Here is a 19,492-nt window from a genome sequence, read left to right on the forward strand (position 1 = left end):
TGAAAAAATTGGGATGCTAAAGAAGCTGATCGGTCAACCGAAGGCTCATACTTGTTCGCTACTAGTGTGGGCCTTTTCTGTACATTGGTTGTGGTCATTAAAATCTCAATCTTCAACTGAACATATGGGGAGGATTACCATGTATTTATCTTCTGCACATTATACAAGTACTTATAGATGTTGTTCGCTTTGTTTATTCAACTGCAACTAAAATATAAATTTATCTATGAATAGGAGAATGATAAAATGGCTTCAATTACACAAGAAAAATTAGATTATATTGTTAAATTACTAACTGAAATCAACTATGGATCTGTACTAATTACTCTTCACGACGGACAAATTACTCAAGTGGACAGCACGGAAAAAAACCGCTTTTTAGCTAAAAGCAAAGTAGCAAGCCACAAATAAGCCTATTTAAATACGTATTTAGAGAAACTGAAGGGACAGCCTAGCTAGCGAATGCTTGACGGCGGGGCAAGCAAGTACTTTATTAAATATAGAAAACGTGCGTATTCGAAGAAAAATTGACTTTTTTTCCGGTCGAAGATTTAGAATTTTTTGAATTAAAATTATAGGTTGTACGAGTATGACGATGAGAAGTGTAAAGCTGCTAAAGCAGCAGCTTTATACTTTTTAAAATTATGAAAATCTGACAGTTTCATTCCTGTGCTGACCGGATTACCGAAGGCTTCTGACCTGTGTTAGAAGTCTTTTTTTTATTCTTAAATTAATATAATAGGAGGAGAAAAGATGGAAAATTTATTACGAGCAGCGGTGCGGCAAAGAAAACAATACCTCATTGAAGAGTTACTGAAAAAAGGGATTTACAAAAAAGAAAACCATCATCTTTTTGAACTCACACTCTCTGACTTAGAAAAAGAGTATCAGGCACGCAGTAAATAAGGAAAACACGTAAAAAGAACTAAAATAAGTGTAAAAAAGATTAAAAACCTAGTTGACTAATAGGTAAAGTGTGTTTATTATAAAAACAAGAATAAATTGTCTTTTCAGAAAGTATCTTCTTTTTATTCTTACGAATAAATTTAATAAGAATAATTTAAGAGCATATACGCTGATCAGACTAACTGAAGGCTGCTTCTCTTTTCAAAGAGATAGCAGCCTTTTTGTATTTTTTTATAAAAAGGGGAGTAAAACATGAAGAAAAAAGCAGTTCAGTTTTTAATGGTGCTAACAGCATTGCTCGTCGTGCTAGCAGGTTGCGGCAATGGGAAATCTACTGAAACAGCAGGGAAAGATAGTTCTGTGAGTAAAAACGATTCAAAAAAATCAGTAGAGCTTTTAAACGTTTCATATGATCCTACACGTGAGCTTTATCAGGAGTTCAATAAGAGCTTTGCATCTTATTGGAAAGATAAAACAGGGCAAGACGTTACTATCAAGCAATCACACGGTGGCTCTGGTAAGCAAGGCCGAGCAGTTATTGACGGTTTGGAAGCGGATGTAGTAACGCTGGCGCTTGCTTACGATATTGATGAAATCGCTCAAACTCGCCAATTATTAAACAAAGACTGGGAAAAAGAATTGGCTCATAATTCTACACCATACACATCAACAATTGTTTTTTTAGTTCGTAAAGGAAATCCAAAGGGAATTAAAGATTGGGATGATTTAACGAAAAAAGGTACATCCGTTATTACGCCAAATCCAAAAACTTCTGGAGGCGCACGCTGGAATTATTTAGCGGCTTGGGCATACGCGAAGAATAAATATAACGGAGATAACAAAAAGATTGAAGACTTCATGAGTAAACTTTATGGAAATGTCGAAGTGTTAGACTCAGGCGCACGCGGAGCGACAACTACGTTTGTAGAACGGGGCATTGGAGACGTGTTAATTGCATGGGAAAATGAAGCTTACTTATCGTTAAATGAGCTAGGAAAAGATAAATTTGAAATTGTAACACCGTCATTGAGTATTTTAGCAGAACCGCCTGTTGCTGTAGTAGATAAAGTAGCTGAAAAGAAAGGCACAACAAAGGTAGCAAAAGCATACTTGAAATATCTATATACAGAAAAAGGTCAGGAAATCGCAGCGGAAAACTACTATCGTCCTCGAAATGAAAAAGTATTAGAGAAACACAAAGATCAATTTCCTTCTCTTAACCTAGTCACCATTAAAGATTTTGGCGGCTGGAAAAAAGCTCAAGAAACCCATTTTAACGATGGAGGAACATTCGATCAGATTTATCAGCCAAAGTAATATGATGCATTAAAAAAAGTAAATGAGGAAGATACGAATGGTAATTCGTATCTTCTGTGTACATGTATCTTGAAAGCAGAGAGAGGTGTAAGACGTGAGCGTGTTACAACGACAGAAGAAAAAGAAAAGCATCTTACCTGGATTTGGGCTTTCTTTAGGTTTTACGATGTTTTATGCAAGTATCCTTGTGCTTTTTCCGTTAGCTATGATTTTTTTAAATACGGCATCTATGGGATGGAGCGACTTTATTAAAACTGTTACAGACTCTAGAGTAGTAGCATCATATAAATTAAGTTTTGGAGCAGCATTTGCAGCAGGCATTATTAATGTTATTTTTGGAACCATTATTGCATGGGTATTAGTGAGATATCATTTTCCAGGAAAGAGGTTTATTGATGGACTTGTAGATTTGCCGTTTGCTTTACCAACGGCTGTTGCCGGCATTGCCTTGACCACTCTTTACGTCCCAAAAGGATGGATTGGTCAATTATTTACGTTTAAAATCGCATTTACGCCTATCGGAATTATTATCGCTCTGACGTTTATTGGTCTGCCGTTTGTTGTCCGAATGGTGCAGCCAGTATTGCAAAACTTTAATGCAGAGATTGAAGAAGCATCTGCTAGTTTAGGAGCCAGCCGAATGCAAACGTTCAGAAAAGTTATTTTTCCAGAGCTGGTGCCTGCTATTTTAACAGGCTTTTCTCTTTCATTCGCAAGAGCGCTTGGAGAATACGGGTCAGTTGTTTTTATTGCTGGAAATATGCCGATGAAAACTGAAATTACGCCGCTTATTATTATGACAAAACTCGAGCAGTACGATTATGCGGGCGCTACTGCTATTGCATCAGTCATGCTCGTTGTATCATTTTTTCTGTTATTACTTATTAATATTATTCAATGGTGGACAAATCGTAAATTTGTACATAGTTAAGGAGGGATGGCATTGACAGGACATGTTCCAATGCAGCATGCAAAAACGAATGTGGAACTTAATCATTCTAGTTTAAAAGAGCCCAAAGTCGTCCGATGGCTGCTTACATTTATTGCGCTGGCTTTTTTAGCTCTATTCTTAGTGCTTCCGCTCATCACCATTTTTATGACAGCTTTTCAAAAAGGGTGGGAAACGTATCTAGCTGCGATTACGAATCCGGATGCTTTGGCTGCTATTAAACTAACGTTAATCGTTGTGCTTATTACCGTTCCTTTAAATGCCGTTTTTGGCGTAGTAGCTGCATGGTTAATTACGAAGTTTGATTTTAAAGGGAAAAATCTTTTAATTACGCTTATTGATTTACCGTTTGCCGTTTCGCCTGTTATTGCTGGATTGGTTTTTATTTTATTATTTGGTGCACAAGGGTTATTCGGAGAATGGCTGTTTAATCAAGATATTAAAATTGTATTTGCTATTCCCGGTATTATTTTAGCTACGCTTTTTGTAACGCTGCCGTTTGTTGCTAAAGAATTAATTCCACTTATGCAAGCTCAAGGATCAGCAGAAGAAGAAGCATCGTTAACGTTAGGAGCCAGCGGTTTCAAAACTTTTTTTCTAGTGACGTTACCTAATATTAAATGGGGCTTATTATATGGCATTATTTTATGTAATGCGCGGGCGATTGGGGAGTTTGGAGCTGTTTCCGTTGTGTCTGGGCACATTCGAGGAATGACAAATACGATGCCTCTTCATATTGAAATTCTCTACAATGAATATCAATTTGCAGCCGCATTTGCGGTAGCTTCTTTAATGTCAGTTTTAGCTATTTTTACCTTAATTGTGAAAAACATTATCGAGTGGAAAGCCAAGCATATTTAAATAGGAAGGAGCTTATGAGATGAGTATCCATATTAAGCACGTATCAAAGAACTTTGGTGATTTTAAAGCGCTGGATTCTATTAACATTGATATTCAAACGGGTGAATTAGTAGCTTTACTCGGTCCGTCCGGTTCTGGAAAAACATCTTTGCTTCGCATCATTGCCGGTCTTGAACACCTTGATCAAGGAGCTATTTTATTTGATGGAAAGGAAATTACGCACGTAAATCCAAAGGAGCGGAATGTAGGGTTTGTTTTTCAACACTATGCTTTGTTCAGACATATGACTGTATTTGATAACGTTGCGTATGGTTTAAAAGTACGACCTAAAAAAACACGACCTTCTAAAGCGGACATTAACAAGAAAGTAGCCGAGCTGCTGCAGCTTGTGAAACTAGAGCCGCTTGCAAATCGCTATCCCTCTCAATTATCCGGCGGACAGCGGCAGCGAGTGGCGCTTGCTCGAGCGTTAGCAGTGGAACCTAAAGTACTGCTATTAGACGAACCTTTTGGAGCTTTGGATGCAAAAGTTCGCAAAGATTTGCGCAGGTGGCTGCGTAAATTGCATAATGACTTTCATATTACGAGTATATTCGTTACGCATGATCAAGAAGAAGCTTTAGATGTGGCCGATCGTATTGTTGTGATGAACAACGGAAAAATTGAGCAGATTGGAAGTCCTGAGGAAGTATATGATCATCCTAACAGTCCGTTTGTGTACGATTTTTTAGGGAACGTCAATTTATTCAAGGGCCGCATTCATAAAGGCAGACTAAAACAAGGAAGCTTTGAAATGGATGTTCCAGAATTTAGCGGAAGAAATGAAGAAGCAGCTGTTGGTTATGTGCGACCTCATGATATTCACCTTGAAAAGGTAAACACAAGCGCAGATGCCGTTTCTGCAACCGTTAGCCATATTCATGTGATAGGACCTATCGTGCAAATTGAATTAAAAAGAGAAGATGCAGAAGAATTTTTAGAAGCTGAATTAAGCAAAGAGCATTATAAAACACTCAGCCTTCAAGTCGGAGATCAGGTGTATGTAAAGCCTAAGCAGCTAAAAGTATTTATTCCAGAAGATTATTCTATTTGATAAAAAGCGTAAAGGGTATGCCTTTGCGCTTTTTATCTAACAATAAATTAGTACCAGATATTAAAGGCAGATGTTATAATTAAGTATCAACTGATTTGAGGTGGAGAAATGATACAATCAAAAGCTAGAATCACGGGAATGGGGATATATACACCAAAGCAAAAATTAACGAATGACCATTTAAAAGAAATGGTTGATACAAGTGACGAATGGATTGTACAGCGTACGGGAATGAAAGAACGACGAATTGCAGGAGAAGGCGAATACACGTCCACGCTTGCCATTCAAGCCGTTGAAAATTTGCTTAACCGATATGATGTAAAAATAGAAGATGTAGATGCAATTATTGTTTCGACAACAACGCCTGATCACTTTTTTCCTAGCGTAGCATGTCAGGTTCAAGATTACTTTCATATTGATCAAGCTGCTGCATTTGATTTAAGTGCCGCATGCGCCGGTTTTACATATGGACTTCATGTGGCGAACGGCTTAGTGACGTCGGGATTGCATAAAAAGATTTTAGTTATTGGTGCCGAAGTAATGTCGAGAATTACAGATTATACGGACCGTGCAACATGCGTGCTGTTCGGTGACGGAGCGGGAGCGATGCTTGTAGAATACGACGAGCATAACCCAAGTTTCTTAGGATGTCACTACGGAACGGACGGGAGCGGAGGGGGAAATTTATATCGTTCTAATTTATCTAATACTCTTTCAGGAAAAGAAATTAACTCGAGTGGAAATTTAGTTCAAAACGGACGTGAAGTATATCGCTTTGCTGTACGAACGATTCCAAAAGGAGTAGAAGCATTATTAAAGGATACTTCCATTTCTCTTTCTGATGTAAATTGGTTTATTCCGCACAGTGCAAACCTTCGAATGATCGAAGCTATTTGTGCTAAAACAGATGTTTCAATGGATAAAACGTTAACGAGTGTGCAATACTGCGGAAATACATCTTCAGCTTCTATTCCGCTTGCTTTAAACGAAGGAATAATGACAGGAAAAGTACAGGATAATGACCTCCTTATTCTCTATGGGTTTGGAGGAGGATTAACGCACTGCGGTCTGTTAATCAAATGGACGTGTAAAGAAAAAAGCTAAAAGGCGTCGCCTTTTAGCTTTTTTGTCTTTTACTGCTAAGAAGAATTCGATAAAATGGAAAAAGAAGTAAAGGGGTGTGCATATGAATCACGTTTTATACATTGAAGACAATAAAGAAATTGGATTAATGATTCAAAATGAGCTTAAAAAGCAAAACTATGAAGTTACTTGGTTACAATCAGGAGATATCGCCAGTCAGTTTATTAAACAAGCGGATATTGTCATTTTAGATGTAATGCTTCCTGGGTTAGATGGATTTACAGTGGGAAAAAAGCTTAAAAAACTAGCACCTGATGTCCCAATTTTAATGCTTTCAGCTCGTACAGCTCTAGAAGATAAAATCATGGGGCTAGAGTTTGCCGATGACTATGTCACAAAGCCGTTTCATCCAGAAGAGCTGCTTGCAAGGCTTGAAGTACTGTTAAGAAGATTTTCAAGAAAGAAAGAAGAGCTTATTTTAAAACATTTGCATATTTCGATGAGAGACTATCGCGTGATGAACAGAGAGACAAGTGAAGAAATTAGTTTAACAGGTAAGCAATTTCATATTTTTACTTATTTCCTTCAGCATTTGAATCAAATTTTAACAAAAGAACAAATTTATGAAGGGGTGTGGAAAGAGCGTTATATAGAAGGAGATAAAACATTAATGGTACATATTCGCTATTTGCGAGAAAAATTGGAGAAAAATGCAGCTAAGCCTGAAATTATTGAAACAATACGAGGGATTGGGTACAGGGTGAAGCAATGAACGTTACACAGTCTCTTATCACGAAGTATATCTTAATTATGATTGCAGCTGTACTAATTATACCGGTATCATTTTTTGCAGGCTCATGGCTGATCACCGTTCCTTTTATGCATATTCAAGGATTATTAAATGAAGAGTATAAAGGAAAAAGCTACTACGAACAAATGTGGAATGAAGAAGCCCGAAAGCTAGAAGGAGCAAGTGAGAAAACAATTAATCAAAAGCTAAAATTATTAAAAGAAAAATACCCTGAAGCTTCAATGTTCTGGGTAAACGAAGATGGACAAACACAGCTTCCGCTTCCTTACCATGAATCCCTTCCGAAGCAATGGTCATCGTCTTATACGGCTGAATTTATAAAAAAACGATACGGAAACGATCCGTATACGGTTATTACCTTTATTGGAACAGATAAAAAGCAAGGTTTTATGGTCATTGAAGTGCCAGAAAAAGCCGTTGAGCTTCCTATTCAAAGGCTAGACCCAGCCTACTATAATATTTATTTAGGATTTGTTTTTATCATTGTGCTTTCTTTTATTGTACTTTCTCTATTCTTTTTTCTTCGAATTCGAAAAAGGCTGCGAGCGTTACAAGCTGCTATGAACAACAAAGACGAGCAAGGAATTCCTTTACCTGTTGTATCTGGGTCTACGGATGAAATTGGTCAGCTAGAACAATCGTTTAATCAAATGGTTAAACAGCTTCATGAAAGCCGGAACCGAGAGCAGCAAGAAGAACAGCTGCGGCAAGACTTAATTATGAGTCTATCGCATGACTTAAGAACACCGCTCACGACTGTTCGAACTCATATTTATCACCTGAAAAACCAAAAAATCGCCTTGAACGTTCAACAATCTCTTGAGGTAATTGATACGAAAGTAGAATTTGTTAGTGATTTAATAGATAATTTATTTTCCTATACTCTGCTGTTAAATGGAAAATATCCGTATCGGGAAGAGGAAGTTAATATGGCTCGATTTCTTAGAAAAAGCATTGCACAATGGTATCCACTATTTGAAGAACGGAATATGGAAGTGGATATTCAACTCCCTTCTCAGTCCATATATTGGCGCGGAGATGTTCAGTGGTTAGAAAGAATAATAGATAATTTATGTCAAAATGTCGTTCGTCATGCCAAAGAAGGTAACTTTATTGGCTTTCGCCTTGTTCAAGAGCATGGTTTATCATCTCTCACCATTTCTGATAAAGGGTCAGGCTTTAAAAAGAATAGCGGTACGAAGCAAAACGGTGTAGGTCTAGCGATTGTGGATGCGATGATTAAAGAAATGGGGTTAACGTGGTCAATTCATTCTACAAAACATGGAACGGATATTCAAATTGTGTACAAAGCGAGTGATTAATTCACTCGCTTTTTTAAACGAATTTTAACCTTTCTTTTCCTTCCGCTTAACTTTGGCTGTTTATAGTAAAAGAGAGGTGATAAAAGTGGAAATTGTTAAAACGACTCAGCTGATAAAAGTATTTAAAGGAGCAGAAGCTGTAAATGAAGTGAATTTATCCATTAAAGAAGGAGAAATCTACGGGTTTTTAGGACCTAATGGAGCAGGGAAGACGACAACGATTCGAATGCTGCTTGGGCTAATGAAGCCAACGAGCGGGAAAATCGAGCTGTTTGGAGAAAGAATAAAAAATCACAGGCAGCATATTCAAGCCTTAAAAAAGATAGGTTCGCTTGTAGAGAGCCCTTCCTACTATGCGCATTTAACTGCAAGAGAAAACCTAGAGGTACTTCGCAAAATACTAGGTGTATCTAAAAGCAGAGTGGATGAAGTACTAGATATTGTAAAATTAGCGAAAGAAGCAAATCGTCCAGTCAAAGGCTTTTCTCTTGGGATGAAACAGCGGCTTGGTATTGCTTCTGCACTCCTCGGAAATCCTCGTTTATTAATCTTAGACGAACCAACCAACGGACTGGATCCTGCAGGAATTCAAGAAATTCGTTCATTAATTAAAGAAATGCCAGGAAAAAACGGAGTTACCGTATTGATTTCAAGTCATTTGCTCTATGAAATTGACCATTTAGCGACTCAAGTAGGCATTATTACAAAAGGAAAGATGCTATTTAATGGATCGATTGAATCGCTTCGCAAAAAGGCTAAGCATCAAGTGGCATTTACAACAGGAGAGATAGAAAAGTCTAAAACAATACTATTAGCAAACGGGTTTGTACCTACTATCGATAAAAACAGTCTTCTTTTAGATTATATTGATCATGAGCAAGTGGCACATCTTGTTTATCAGCTTGTGCAAGAAAATGTCTCAATCTACCGAGTTGAAGAAAAATCGAAATCATTAGAAGATATCTTTTTAAAGCTGACGAGCGAGGAGAATGGATATGTTCACAAAAATACTGCAGGCTGAGTGTATAAAGTTAAAAAGAAAATGGATCTGGTTTTTACTATTTTTAGGTCCAGCGGGTGTGATTGGCTTAACGCTAGTTGATTATAGCGTTCGATATGAATATTTAATTCAGCAAAATCCGAATGTGTGGGAAGGTCTTTTGCATGAACTAAACATCACGCTTCCAATAGCTTTTTTACTGGGAGGAACAATTCTTGCTTCAAATGTAGCGCATATTGAATATCATAGAAGCTCATGGAAGCAGCTGCTGAGCTTACCTGTGAGCAGACTGAGTGTTTATACAGCAAAATTTGTAGTAGTTATGTTTATGCTACTTATCGCTTCTGCTGTTCTATTAATCGGTATAATTGGGCTAGGGTGGTGGTTAGGATTTGGTCTGCCTCCTTCTTGGAAAACTCTTTTTGTTTATACCTTTTATCCGTTCTTTTCAGCCATTCCGTTTGTAGCTATTCAAATATGGCTGTCTATGCTTTTTAAAAATCAAAGTCGTTCTCTTGCACTAGGTATTGTTATGAGTGTGACAATGAGTGGTATGAGAGAATTGCCGAGCTGGTTTTTCTGGCAATGGCCAATGCTAGTGTTTTCCGATTATCGGAATACATATATGATAACAGGTGTAATTATCGGCGTTTTTTTATATGCTGCAGGTGCTCTTCACTTTATCAAAAAGGATGTGGCCTAAATGTTGTGGCAATTATGCAAGATAGAATGGTTTAAATTGTTTAAAACAAAAGCCTGGACTTACCTTTTTGTTAGTCCCATTCTTATCGCTGCTATCCTTTTTGTAGGTGATCAGGCAATGCCAAGCGGGAGGATGAAATGGTTAATGGCAGATGCTTTGATTGCCAATGTTCACGGCTTACTGTTTTATCCGTTAATCGGCGGGTTAGTAACATCGTTCATCTGTCGATATGAACACGAAGCGGGAGGGTGGAAGCAATTATTATCTCTTCCTGTGACAAGGACATCAGTGTACGGAGCAAAATTGATCACAGCAGCAGCTTTCATGGGAATTCTTCAAGTGCTTGTATTTGTTGTTTTATTAGGAGTTGGCATGTTGAAAGACTATCCGAATGCTATTCCACTAAAAATGATAGCTGGAAATATGCTAGGCGGCTGGGTTGCAGTGTTGCCAATTCTAGCGTTTATGCTAGCTGTGTCAATGGCACTTTCTAGCTTTGGAGCATCTTTAACAGTCAACGTCATTTTAACACTACCGAATTTATTCGTTGCTAATTCTGAACGATTTGGCCCCTGGTACCCATGGACTCAGCCAATGTATGGAATGTTAGGTGTAACCGGAAAAGCATCATGGGGGTTGATGCTGACTACACAGAATTTCTTAGTGGTTATTATAAGCAGTTTTCTGCTTTTTGTAGCAGCAGGTTTACTGTATTTTCAGCGCAAACATATATAATAGAAAAAACCCGCTTTTTTATAGCGGGTTTTCAGCTGGCTTTTGGAATGGTAAAACCTACTCCAAAGACGTCGCGCACATCGTGGACGACCACAAAAGCCTGTTCGTCAACTTTATGAATAATGCGCTTCAACTCCAGAAGTTCTTGTTTGTTCACAACGACGTACAATACGTCTTTTGCTTCTTTTGTATAGCTTCCATGAGCAGAAAAGACGGTGACTCCGCGCTCCATCTTTTTATTGACTTGTTCGGCTACTTCAGCTGAACGGTGTGAAATAATGGTGATTGCTTTGCGAGGGTTGAGTCCTTCAATGATATAATCAAGCACCTTTGTTCCGATGTAAAGAGAAATAACCGTATACATCGTCTTTTCTCCACCGATAACAAAATAAGCGCTTGCTACAACTAATAAGTCAATTGCCAGCATCGTTTTGCTAATATTCCAGTCTAGATATTGATTAGCTAAACGGGCAATAACTGCAGAGCCTCCGGAAGTTCCGCCTCCTCTAAACACAAGTCCAAGTCCTACACCAGCTAAAATACCAGCAAAAATAGCCCCCAGTAACGTATCGTCAAGAGGATTTCCCAGTCCTTCAGTTATATGTAGGAATAGAGACGTGAAAATAATACATATAATTGTGTAAGCAATAACACGTTTGTGAAGCAGTTTGTATCCGATCAGTACCAGCAAACCGTTTAATATAAAGTTTGTGATACCGGGAGACCAGCCTAATACATAATAGGTAATCATTGTTACACCGGTTACACCGCCTTCAGCTAATTCATTTGGAATGGCAAAGTAATTAATGGCCAGTGCAAAAATGAGGCTCCCTAGAATAATGAGGATAATTTCTTTTATTTTATTAATCATGAACGTTACCTCCAATCATCAAAAACTCCGAAAACACAGTCATGACAATGTATTATACCAACTCTAGAGAGCGAATTAAAGATGGGATATTATTATTTTTTTAAAAATCAGTTTCTGCTATTAACATAAAATCTTTTGACAGTTTTTATGGAGTATGAAAAAATGAATTGTTTGCTTTTATTTTGATTAAAAAGTTTTGCAATGAGAATGTTCGTTCGGTAAAATAGAAGCAAGAGTCAAGGGGGAGAATGAACGTGTATCAAGATGAACTAAAACAGTATGCAAAGTTAGTAATGCCCGAGCATTTAGAGAAAATGAAGAAAATGTACAGTCCCGAGGCGCATAAGCAGTCTTTAGGGTTGAAAAAAGAAAAGATTGAGCATATTGAAAATGTCATTATGAACAGTTACTCGGAGCATCATCCAGTAACGCTTCACGTCTATGAAGCAGGACATATTCAAAGGTATGAACGAGTGACGATTGATAAAGTCTCACTGCAGTCGAATACGCTGATGGTTACAGGCCCTTATTATACATATTCGATTCGAGCGGATGCAGTAATTGAAGCAGATGTATGGAAAGATGAAAGCTACTCTAGCTAAGAGTAGCTTTTTTGTTCGTTTTGTATCTTTTTTTTAACGCATGCATACAATACATAAAAGCATATTCTGCGAGTAGTAACTTCTAGCTACTAGGAAATTTTAATTAAAGAAGGGATTATTGTATGCAAAATGAAAAAACTCAAGTAAGAGAAATCGAATTAACGCAGTTCATTAAAAAAAGACTCGTTCGTTTTATCTCAAGTTTAGCTATTTCTTCTGCCCTTGCTTCCATATTATATATGCTTCTGTTTTTATTTAAATGATGGGTCACTTTGAGTTGTCCAAAAAGGTGGACAACTTTTTTTGTGTGTAGGCTTTTATGAAATCAGGATAAGCTATACTCGATTCAGTCAGAAAAATTCAATCGGTCAAGAAATAGTCAAAAACAGTCATAGCTAATTGAGTAGAAGAAAACCTTTACATATAATGAGAAAAGTAGACAAATTCTTGAATTACCAGCATATTTCCTTTTGTACGAACTATTATTAAACCAAATACAAATCTAATTGTTCGTTCAAAAAACTTTATTTTGTAATTAAAAAAATGAATGTTTTTGATTTTTTATGATTGATTTTGAATGTAAACCGTGATAAAGTAAGTACATGAAATAAATGAAAACGCTTTTTTGAAAAAGGAGCTAGAACATGTTAACGCCGGAGAGACATCAACTAATCTTAAAACTTTTAAAAGAGAAAGAACTTGTAAAAGTGCAAGAGTTTATCGAAGTTACAGGCGCTTCGGAATCCACCATTAGAAGAGACTTAAGTCAACTAGAAGAAGAGCAAATGCTCAAACGTGTTCACGGTGGCGCTTCGCTTATTCGCAGTAAACGAATCGAACTGAGCGTTATCGAAAAATCTGCTAAAAATGTTCAAGATAAACGAAACATTGCAGAGTATGCGGCTTCCATTATAAATGAAGGTGACTGTATTTTTTTAGATGCAGGAACTACAACGTATGAAATGATTCCTTTTTTAAAGCAAAAAGATGTAGTTGTCGTGACAAATGGTTTAATGCATTTAAACCCGATGCTAGAACAAGGTATCACCCTCTATTTAATTGGGGGATCTGTTAAACATAAAACGGGCGCTTTAATTGGCAATGGAGCTCTTTTAAGTCTTGAGCAATATCGTTTTGATAAGTGCTTTATGGGAGCGAATGGGATTCATCATCAATATGGATATACAACTCCTGATCCAGAAGAAGCATTGATCAAGCAAACGGCAATGAAGCTGTCTAGAGAATCTTATATTTTATCAGATTCCACTAAGTTTTTTGAAACAAGCTTTGCGAAAATAGCCGATTTACATGAAGCAAAAATTATAACAAATGACGTACCTAGCGATGTACTTATACAGTATGCAAACAAAACAGACATAAAGGTTGTGAAATCATGATTTATACATGTACGTTGAACCCATCCGTTGATTACGTAGTACATGTTTCAGCATTCGAAGAAGGCGGGCTTAACCGCACAACGAATGAAGCCAAGTTTCCAGGAGGAAAAGGCATTAACGTCTCTCGCGTTTTAAAGAGATTAGGTGTTGATAATAAAGCCCTCGGTTTTGTAGCCGGCTTTACAGGAACCTATATCGAAGACTACTTAAAAGCGGAGAATATCGAAACAGCTTTTACAAGAGTTGAGGGAGATACCCGTATTAACGTAAAGTTAAAAACAGAAAAAGAAACAGAAATTAACGGTCAAGGACCTGCTATTACAGACGAAGCGCTTCAGTCTTTATTGACTCAAGTAAAGCAAATGACTGAAGGCGATATCTTCGTATTAGCAGGGAGTATACCGAAAACGCTTCCAAGTTCTGTGTATAAAACGTTAACTGAACTAGCATCAGCGAACGGAGTAAAAGTTGTAGTAGATGCAAGTGGAAAAACTTTGCTAGACGTCGTGTCCCACAAGCCGTTTTTTATCAAACCCAATCATCATGAACTTGCAGAATTGTTTGATGTAGAAGTAAAAAGTGCAGAAGATGCGCTAGTATACGGTAAGAAGCTCGTGGAACAAGGAGCGCAAAACGTCGTTGTGTCTATGGCAGGTGATGGAGCACTTCTTATTAACGAAAGCGGTGTCTACAGTGCCACAGTCCCTAAAGGAACGGTGAAAAATTCTGTTGGAGCTGGCGATTCACTTGTAGCTGGATTTATTGCTTCTTATGTAAAACAAGGAGATTTATTAGAAGCTTTTCAAACAGGAGTAGCTTCAGGAAGTGCCACAGCATTCTCACTTGAATTATGTACAGCAGAAGATGTAAAGACGCTTCGTGAACAAGTGTCAATCACAAAGGTAGAGTAGGGGGAACCGAGAATGAGAATTACAGAACTATTAAAAAAAGATACAATCATTCTTGATTTAAAAAGCACATCAAAAGCTGATGTTATTGATGAATTAGTTGGGAAATTAGACGAAGCTGGTCGCTTAAGCGACCGAGCTGGCTATAAAGAAGCAATTTTAAATCGTGAATCTCAAAGCACAACGGGAATTGGGGAAGGCATTGCCATTCCGCATGCAAAAACAAGCTCGGTAAAAACACCGGCCATTGCATTTGGACGCTCAACAGAAGGTATTGATTATGAATCTTTAGACGGACAGCCTGCACACTTATTCTTCATGATTGCAGCGAGTGAAGGAGCGAATAATGCTCACTTAGAAACACTATCTCGTTTGTCTACGTTATTAATGGATGAATCGTTCCGAAAAACGTTGCTAACAGCATCATCAATTGATGAAGTCATTAAAGCAATTGATGATAAAGAAACTGAAAATGAAGCGCCGGAAGAGGAAGTAGATACAGCTTCAGATCAATTAGTGCTTGCTGTAACGGCTTGTCCAACGGGAATTGCTCACACATATATGGCAGCGGACAGCTTAAAAGCAAAAGCGAAAGACATGAATGTGACGCTCAAAGTTGAAACAAACGGTTCCAGCGGAGTTAAAAACGCGTTGACGAAGGAAGAAATTGAAAACGCTACCGCTATTATCGTTGCAGCGGACAAGCAAGTAGAAATGGAACGTTTTGCAGGTAAAAAAGTCATTCAAGTTCCAGTAGCTGAAGGAATTCGCAAGCCGGAAGAATTAATTAACCGCGCGTTAAAAGGAGACGCTCCTGTATACAGCGGCGGCGGTGGCAGCAAAGAAGGCGGAGAAAGTAAAGGATCAGAGCGTACAGGGTTTTACAAGCACCTAATGAGCGGTGTATCCGCAATGCTTCCGTTTGTTGTAGGGGGCGGGATCTTAATTGCCATTTCATTTATGTTTGGCATTCACTCAGCAGAGCCGAAAGATCCAACGTACAATGCATTTGCAGCGGCGCTAAAAACAATTGGCGGAGATAATGCATTCTTCTTACTAGTACCAGTACTAGCAGGGTTTATTGCAATGAGTATTGCTGATCGTCCTGGTTTAGCTCCCGGTATGGTTGCAGGTCTTTTAGCAGCTTCTGGCGGAGGCGGTTTCTTAGGTGGTTTAATCGCTGGTTTCTTAGCAGGTTATGTAGTAGTGGGGTTAAAGAAATTATTCAGCGGTTTACCGCAAGCGCTTGATGGAATTAAGCCAGTTCTTCTTTATCCGCTATTTGGGATTTTTATCTCAGGATTGATTATGCTTTATGTTGTAAATGAGCCAGTTAGTGCAATTAACAAAGGATTAACGCACTGGTTAAGTGGATTTGGTACAGGTAACTTAGTATTATTAGGTATTATCTTAGGCGGTATGATGGCGATTGATATGGGTGGCCCTATCAATAAAGCAGCCTTTACATTTGGTATTGCAATGATTGATGCTGGAAACTATGCACCACACGCAGCGATTATGGCAGGCGGTATGGTTCCACCATTAGGTATGGCTATTGCGACAACTTTGTTCAAAAACAAATTTACTCGCCAAGAGCGCGAAACAGGTAAAACGTGTTATGTAATGGGTCTTTCATTTATCACAGAAGGTGCGATTCCATTCGCAGCAGCTGACCCAGGACGTGTGATTCCCGCATCGGTTATCGGTGCTGCAGTAGCAGGTGCTTTAACAATGATGTTCCACATCGGTTTACCAGCACCACACGGCGGCGTATTCGTTATCGGAATTGTACAAGGAAATCCTCTTTTATATGCACTAGCAATTTTAATTGGTGCAATTGTAACAGCGGTCCTTGTAGGTGTATTAAAAAAGCCAAAAGCAGAATAACAAATAAAGACTGATTTTACATGATGTAAAATCAGTCTTTTTGTGTTTTTGTGGTAGACATTTGTTCTTTATGAGAGTACAATTACGGTAGTATTCCTTTAATTTTTAGAAAAGTTAGATAGATAAGCTTTTCTACTTGATAAAATATGGTACAATAATCGAATATTAAAAACAAAGTAAGGAAGTGTCTCAAACATGAAGGTTGCGAAGTTTGGCGGGAGTTCAGTTGCAAGCGCAGAGAAATTTAAACAGGTTGCGCATATTGTAACGTCTGATAAAGAGAGAAAGCTGGTGGTTGTATCAGCTCCGGGCAAGCGATACGGAGAAGATACAAAAATGACAGATTTGCTAATCGCACTTTCTGCCAAAATACAGCTTGGAGAAGATTACGTCGATGAGTTTGGGCAAGTAATTGATCGCTATCGTGAAATCGTTGTGGACTTGTCTATCCCAGAAACGATTATTACTGACATTATTACGAATTTACAATCACTTATTGATTTACATAAAAACGATCCATTTCGCTTATTAGACTGTCTAAAAGCAAGTGGAGAAGATAATAACGCAAAGGTAATGGCTGCTTATTTAAACCATTTAGGGTTTGAAGCTCATTATGTAAATCCAAAAGAAGCAGGTATTTTTGTTTCTGATGAACCCGGAAGAGCAAGAGTGCTCCCACTGTCTTATGAAAAATTGCCGAAGCTAAGAGAGCGTTCGGGTATTCTAGTGATCCCAGGATTCTTTGGCTACTCCGAAGAAGGGAACATGGTTACGTTCTCGCGCGGTGGTTCAGATATCACAGGCTCAATTGTAGCAGCGGGAGTAAAAGCTGATTTGTATGAAAACTTTACCGACGTAGATGCTATTTATAGCGTAGATCCAAGACTTGTGGAAAAGCCTCATGAAATGAAAGAGGTAACATACAGAGAAATGCGTGAACTATCCTATGCAGGTTTTTCTGTCTTCCATGATGAAGCGCTAGAGCCGGTTTATAAACTAGGCATTCCTGTATGTGTAAAGAATACAAATAATCCTGAAGCAAAGGGTACATTCATTGTAGCTGAGCGTCCTCACGGAGATACGCCGGTGGTTGGAATCGCTGGGGACAAAGGTTTTTGCAACATTCACGTGAGCAAATACTTATTAAACCGTGAAATTGGTTTTGGCAGAAGATTGCTTGAAATTTTAGAGGATGAAGGTATTTCATACGAACATACCCCTTCAGGAATTGATAATATCTCTGTCATCATGCGCGAGCATCAGCTTACGCCAGATGTGGAAAAGCGTGTATTTGCTCGAATTGAAAAAGAACTTGAAGTGGATGAAATCTTTATTGAACGTGATCTTGCTATGGTTATGGTAGTAGGAGAAGGAATGAATAGCACAGTAGGAATTGCTGCAAAAGCTACAGAAGCTTTTGCTCGTGCTGAAGTGAATCTTGAAATGATCAACCAAGGTTCTTCTGAGGTGAGCATGATGTTTGGTGTGAAAGCAGATGCTTTAGACCGTGCTGTTCAAGCTCTATACAATACGTATTTTAACAGCATGTACAGTATTTCTTATTCGAATATAAAATAAACAAGACGAAAAACCCCGCTTTCTTTTTAGAGAGCGGGGTTTTCTAGTGAAGGCGTATAAAAATCAAATTTGTGGACATAAAGGGAAGGAAGAGTGAAGTCAAAGGAGGAAATATAGTGAAGAAACGACCCTTTTTCATATTCTTTTCCCTTATAGGTATTAGCGTACTTTCAGCATGCCACAATGATGATGCAGCACCGGCAAAAGAAGCTCAAAATAAACAAGGTGTGACGAATGGCGGAACGCCGATGAGCTATGATAATCAAAGCGAAAACACATCTTTTAACTTTTCAAAATTTGATTTAGAAGTAGACTATAAGGGGCTCAACAATGATTATGAAGCCGACTACGAAAATGAAAATGATGAGATAGAAGCCAAAGTGGATGATAATATTAACGATGAGCACTTGAACGGAGACAAAGCTTTTAATAAATTATCTTCAAAATTTAAAAAGTTAAATTTTGATCAGCGCACCCCCGATGAAGATGTAAAAAAGGAAGTAATCGATGCGTTTGGCCTAAAAAAAGATTTTCAGTCGTTTGAATTAGAAGTTCGTTTTTCAAACGGAACGGAAAAAGAATACAACTTTAAACAAAAGTAAGACGTTAAAGCAAAATATTTTAGTTGAAGGAAAATCCGAACGATGAATTGAGGTTCTTCATTAAGAATCCAACTCGTTCGGATTTTTTCATTGGTAAGGTGAACGTATGTCTCAATCTTATTTTTGATGTCTAAAAAAAGGAAAATAGTGAAAGGATGGTGATAAATAAGAAAAAGGAGGAATCACGGATGCAAAAGTTAATAATGAACGGATGTGTAGTCTTTGTTCTGTTATTGTTAGGAGCATGCAGCATGGTAAAAGAGCAAAATAACGCTCATGAAAACCACTTGAAAACAGAGGAAGCGAAAGAAACAAGCGAAGTATCGGTAGAACCTGTTAAAGTGGATTTAACGAATACATCGGGCAAAAAAGTAGGAGAGGCTACCCTGTCAGAAGCAAAGAACGGCGTGCAAATTAAATTAACTGCTCAAGGTCTTTCACCGGGAAGACATGGATTTCATATTCATGAAATAGGAAAATGTGAGGTGCCGGATTTTAAAACAGCGGGTGCCCATTTTAATCCTTTTAAACGTGAACACGGTTTTAAAAATACAAAAGGTCCGCATGCAGGTGATTTGCCCAATCTAGAAGTTGCTCCAAATGGCAAAGTAGATACAGAAATTTTTGCTTCTCTTGTCACGCTGCAAGAAGGAAAGCCGAATTCTCTTTTGGATATGGATGGATCGGCATTAGTGATACATGATAAAGTCGACGATTACACAACGGATCCTTCAGGAAACTCAGGAGATCGGATTGTTTGTGGAGTGGTTACAAAATAAGCCAAAAAGCTGTGAAATCATTCACGGCTTTTTTATTTCAGTAACGAGCCGCTTCTAAATTGCGGTGAGCTTCTTTTTTTTGCACAAT

General features: G+C 38.1%; 21 protein-coding genes. 20 read left to right on the forward strand and 1 reads right to left on the reverse strand.

Annotated features, from left to right (window positions below; translation table 11 throughout):
- The first annotated feature begins 246 nt into the window (after window positions 1-246).
- From JNUCC25_RS10765 to JNUCC25_RS10820, 12 genes are all read left to right on the forward strand, one after another.
- Window positions 247-411 carry a YezD family protein gene (locus JNUCC25_RS10765; protein ID WP_013056824.1) on the forward strand — a complete coding sequence of 55 codons (165 nt, stop codon included), beginning with the start codon at window positions 247-249 and terminating at the stop codon, window positions 409-411.
- Window positions 412-753: 342 nt separating this feature from the next.
- Window positions 754-906, forward strand: coding sequence for a Fur-regulated basic protein FbpA (locus JNUCC25_RS10770; protein ID WP_013056825.1), 153 nt, complete (start codon window positions 754-756; stop codon window positions 904-906).
- A gap of 252 nt (window positions 907-1,158) precedes the next feature.
- Complete coding sequence (locus JNUCC25_RS10775) at window positions 1,159-2,223, forward strand: sulfate ABC transporter substrate-binding protein (protein ID WP_013056826.1); 1,065 nt, start codon at window positions 1,159-1,161, stop codon at window positions 2,221-2,223.
- 94 nt (window positions 2,224-2,317) lie between these two features.
- Entirely contained in the window at window positions 2,318-3,154 is an 837-nt protein-coding gene (cysT, locus tag JNUCC25_RS10780; RefSeq protein ID WP_013082952.1) for a sulfate ABC transporter permease subunit CysT, read from the forward strand.
- A gap of 12 nt (window positions 3,155-3,166) precedes the next feature.
- Window positions 3,167-4,033 carry a sulfate ABC transporter permease subunit CysW gene (gene cysW, locus JNUCC25_RS10785; protein ID WP_078081759.1) on the forward strand — a complete coding sequence of 289 codons (867 nt, stop codon included), beginning with the start codon at window positions 3,167-3,169 and terminating at the stop codon, window positions 4,031-4,033.
- A 19-nt stretch (window positions 4,034-4,052) separates the two neighbouring features.
- Window positions 4,053-5,126 (forward strand): sulfate/molybdate ABC transporter ATP-binding protein, encoded by a 1,074-nt coding sequence (locus JNUCC25_RS10790; RefSeq protein ID WP_013056829.1) that lies wholly within the window; start codon window positions 4,053-4,055, stop codon window positions 5,124-5,126.
- Between the two features lie 108 nt (window positions 5,127-5,234).
- A complete protein-coding gene (locus JNUCC25_RS10795; RefSeq protein ID WP_035438927.1) occupies window positions 5,235-6,230 on the forward strand; it encodes a ketoacyl-ACP synthase III in 996 nt (331 codons plus the stop codon).
- Between the two features lie 82 nt (window positions 6,231-6,312).
- Window positions 6,313-6,981, forward strand: a complete 669-nt coding sequence (locus tag JNUCC25_RS10800) for a response regulator transcription factor (RefSeq protein ID WP_064471616.1) — start codon at window positions 6,313-6,315, stop codon at window positions 6,979-6,981.
- On the forward strand, window positions 6,978-8,342 hold the full coding sequence (locus JNUCC25_RS10805; protein ID WP_064471617.1) for a sensor histidine kinase: 1,365 nt from the start codon (window positions 6,978-6,980) through the stop codon (window positions 8,340-8,342). Before JNUCC25_RS10800 ends, JNUCC25_RS10805 begins: the two co-directional genes overlap by 4 nt.
- An 85-nt stretch (window positions 8,343-8,427) precedes the next feature.
- Window positions 8,428-9,363 carry an ABC transporter ATP-binding protein gene (locus JNUCC25_RS10810; protein ID WP_064471618.1) on the forward strand — a complete coding sequence of 312 codons (936 nt, stop codon included), beginning with the start codon at window positions 8,428-8,430 and terminating at the stop codon, window positions 9,361-9,363.
- Window positions 9,338-10,045 carry an ABC transporter permease gene (locus tag JNUCC25_RS10815; protein ID WP_064471619.1) on the forward strand — a complete coding sequence of 236 codons (708 nt, stop codon included), beginning with the start codon at window positions 9,338-9,340 and terminating at the stop codon, window positions 10,043-10,045. Before JNUCC25_RS10810 ends, JNUCC25_RS10815 begins: the two co-directional genes overlap by 26 nt.
- Window positions 10,046-10,780: an ABC transporter permease gene (locus JNUCC25_RS10820; RefSeq protein WP_064471620.1), complete on the forward strand. Its 735-nt coding sequence runs from the start codon at window positions 10,046-10,048 to the stop codon at window positions 10,778-10,780.
- Window positions 10,781-10,811: 31 nt separating this feature from the next.
- On the opposite strand, the gene JNUCC25_RS10825 is transcribed toward JNUCC25_RS10820, so the two are convergent.
- Window positions 10,812-11,651 carry a YitT family protein gene (locus tag JNUCC25_RS10825; protein ID WP_013056831.1) on the reverse strand — a complete coding sequence of 280 codons (840 nt, stop codon included), beginning with the start codon at window positions 11,649-11,651 and terminating at the stop codon, window positions 10,812-10,814.
- A gap of 248 nt (window positions 11,652-11,899) precedes the next feature.
- On the opposite strand from JNUCC25_RS10825, the gene JNUCC25_RS10830 reads away from it, so the two are divergent.
- The 8 genes from JNUCC25_RS10830 (at window position 11,900) to JNUCC25_RS10865 (ending at window position 19,404) form a co-directional block, all read left to right on the forward strand.
- Window positions 11,900-12,253: a YolD-like family protein gene (locus JNUCC25_RS10830; protein WP_013056832.1), complete on the forward strand. Its 354-nt coding sequence runs from the start codon at window positions 11,900-11,902 to the stop codon at window positions 12,251-12,253.
- A 122-nt stretch (window positions 12,254-12,375) separates the two neighbouring features.
- Window positions 12,376-12,516, forward strand: a complete 141-nt coding sequence (locus JNUCC25_RS10835; RefSeq protein ID WP_013056833.1) for a hypothetical protein — start codon at window positions 12,376-12,378, stop codon at window positions 12,514-12,516.
- Between the two features lie 381 nt (window positions 12,517-12,897).
- On the forward strand, window positions 12,898-13,650 hold the full coding sequence (locus JNUCC25_RS10840) for a DeoR/GlpR family DNA-binding transcription regulator (protein WP_013056834.1): 753 nt from the start codon (window positions 12,898-12,900) through the stop codon (window positions 13,648-13,650).
- Window positions 13,647-14,561, forward strand: coding sequence for a 1-phosphofructokinase (gene pfkB, locus JNUCC25_RS10845; RefSeq protein WP_029321497.1), 915 nt, complete (start codon window positions 13,647-13,649; stop codon window positions 14,559-14,561). Before JNUCC25_RS10840 ends, pfkB begins: the two co-directional genes overlap by 4 nt.
- A 12-nt stretch (window positions 14,562-14,573) precedes the next feature.
- Window positions 14,574-16,445 carry a PTS fructose transporter subunit IIABC gene (locus JNUCC25_RS10850; protein ID WP_013056836.1) on the forward strand — a complete coding sequence of 624 codons (1,872 nt, stop codon included), beginning with the start codon at window positions 14,574-14,576 and terminating at the stop codon, window positions 16,443-16,445.
- Window positions 16,446-16,640: 195 nt separating this feature from the next.
- Complete coding sequence (locus JNUCC25_RS10855) at window positions 16,641-18,023, forward strand: aspartate kinase (protein ID WP_013056837.1); 1,383 nt, start codon at window positions 16,641-16,643, stop codon at window positions 18,021-18,023.
- Window positions 18,024-18,139: 116 nt separating this feature from the next.
- Window positions 18,140-18,625, forward strand: coding sequence for a YusW family protein (locus JNUCC25_RS10860; protein ID WP_013056838.1), 486 nt, complete (start codon window positions 18,140-18,142; stop codon window positions 18,623-18,625).
- A gap of 188 nt (window positions 18,626-18,813) precedes the next feature.
- Complete coding sequence (locus JNUCC25_RS10865; RefSeq protein WP_454223257.1) at window positions 18,814-19,404, forward strand: superoxide dismutase family protein; 591 nt, start codon at window positions 18,814-18,816, stop codon at window positions 19,402-19,404.
- Window positions 19,405-19,492 lie beyond the last annotated feature (88 nt).

This window comes from Priestia sp. JNUCC 25 (assembly GCF_053667915.1).

Bases quoted from the DNA above. Each gene is read 5' to 3' on its own strand.
- JNUCC25_RS10850 (WP_013056836.1), top strand. From the start codon at position 14,574: ATGAGAATTACAGAACTATTAAAAAAAGATACAATCATTCTTGATTTA.
- JNUCC25_RS10815 (WP_064471619.1), top strand. From the start codon at position 9,338: ATGTTCACAAAAATACTGCAGGCTGAGTGTATAAAGTTAAAAAGAAAA.
- JNUCC25_RS10840 (WP_013056834.1), top strand. From the start codon at position 12,898: ATGTTAACGCCGGAGAGACATCAACTAATCTTAAAACTTTTAAAAGAG.
- JNUCC25_RS10775 (WP_013056826.1), top strand. From the start codon at position 1,159: ATGAAGAAAAAAGCAGTTCAGTTTTTAATGGTGCTAACAGCATTGCTC.
- JNUCC25_RS10830 (WP_013056832.1), top strand. From the start codon at position 11,900: ATGAACGTGTATCAAGATGAACTAAAACAGTATGCAAAGTTAGTAATG.
- JNUCC25_RS10825 (WP_013056831.1), bottom strand. From the start codon at position 11,651: ATGATTAATAAAATAAAAGAAATTATCCTCATTATTCTAGGGAGCCTC.
- JNUCC25_RS10865 (WP_454223257.1), top strand. From the start codon at position 18,814: ATGCAAAAGTTAATAATGAACGGATGTGTAGTCTTTGTTCTGTTATTG.
- JNUCC25_RS10790 (WP_013056829.1), top strand. From the start codon at position 4,053: ATGAGTATCCATATTAAGCACGTATCAAAGAACTTTGGTGATTTTAAA.
- JNUCC25_RS10855 (WP_013056837.1), top strand. From the start codon at position 16,641: ATGAAGGTTGCGAAGTTTGGCGGGAGTTCAGTTGCAAGCGCAGAGAAA.
- JNUCC25_RS10795 (WP_035438927.1), top strand. From the start codon at position 5,235: ATGATACAATCAAAAGCTAGAATCACGGGAATGGGGATATATACACCA.
- JNUCC25_RS10820 (WP_064471620.1), top strand. From the start codon at position 10,046: ATGTTGTGGCAATTATGCAAGATAGAATGGTTTAAATTGTTTAAAACA.
- JNUCC25_RS10835 (WP_013056833.1), top strand. From the start codon at position 12,376: ATGCAAAATGAAAAAACTCAAGTAAGAGAAATCGAATTAACGCAGTTC.
- JNUCC25_RS10765 (WP_013056824.1), top strand. From the start codon at position 247: ATGGCTTCAATTACACAAGAAAAATTAGATTATATTGTTAAATTACTA.
- JNUCC25_RS10805 (WP_064471617.1), top strand. From the start codon at position 6,978: ATGAACGTTACACAGTCTCTTATCACGAAGTATATCTTAATTATGATT.
- JNUCC25_RS10770 (WP_013056825.1), top strand. From the start codon at position 754: ATGGAAAATTTATTACGAGCAGCGGTGCGGCAAAGAAAACAATACCTC.
- JNUCC25_RS10800 (WP_064471616.1), top strand. From the start codon at position 6,313: ATGAATCACGTTTTATACATTGAAGACAATAAAGAAATTGGATTAATG.
- pfkB (WP_029321497.1), top strand. From the start codon at position 13,647: ATGATTTATACATGTACGTTGAACCCATCCGTTGATTACGTAGTACAT.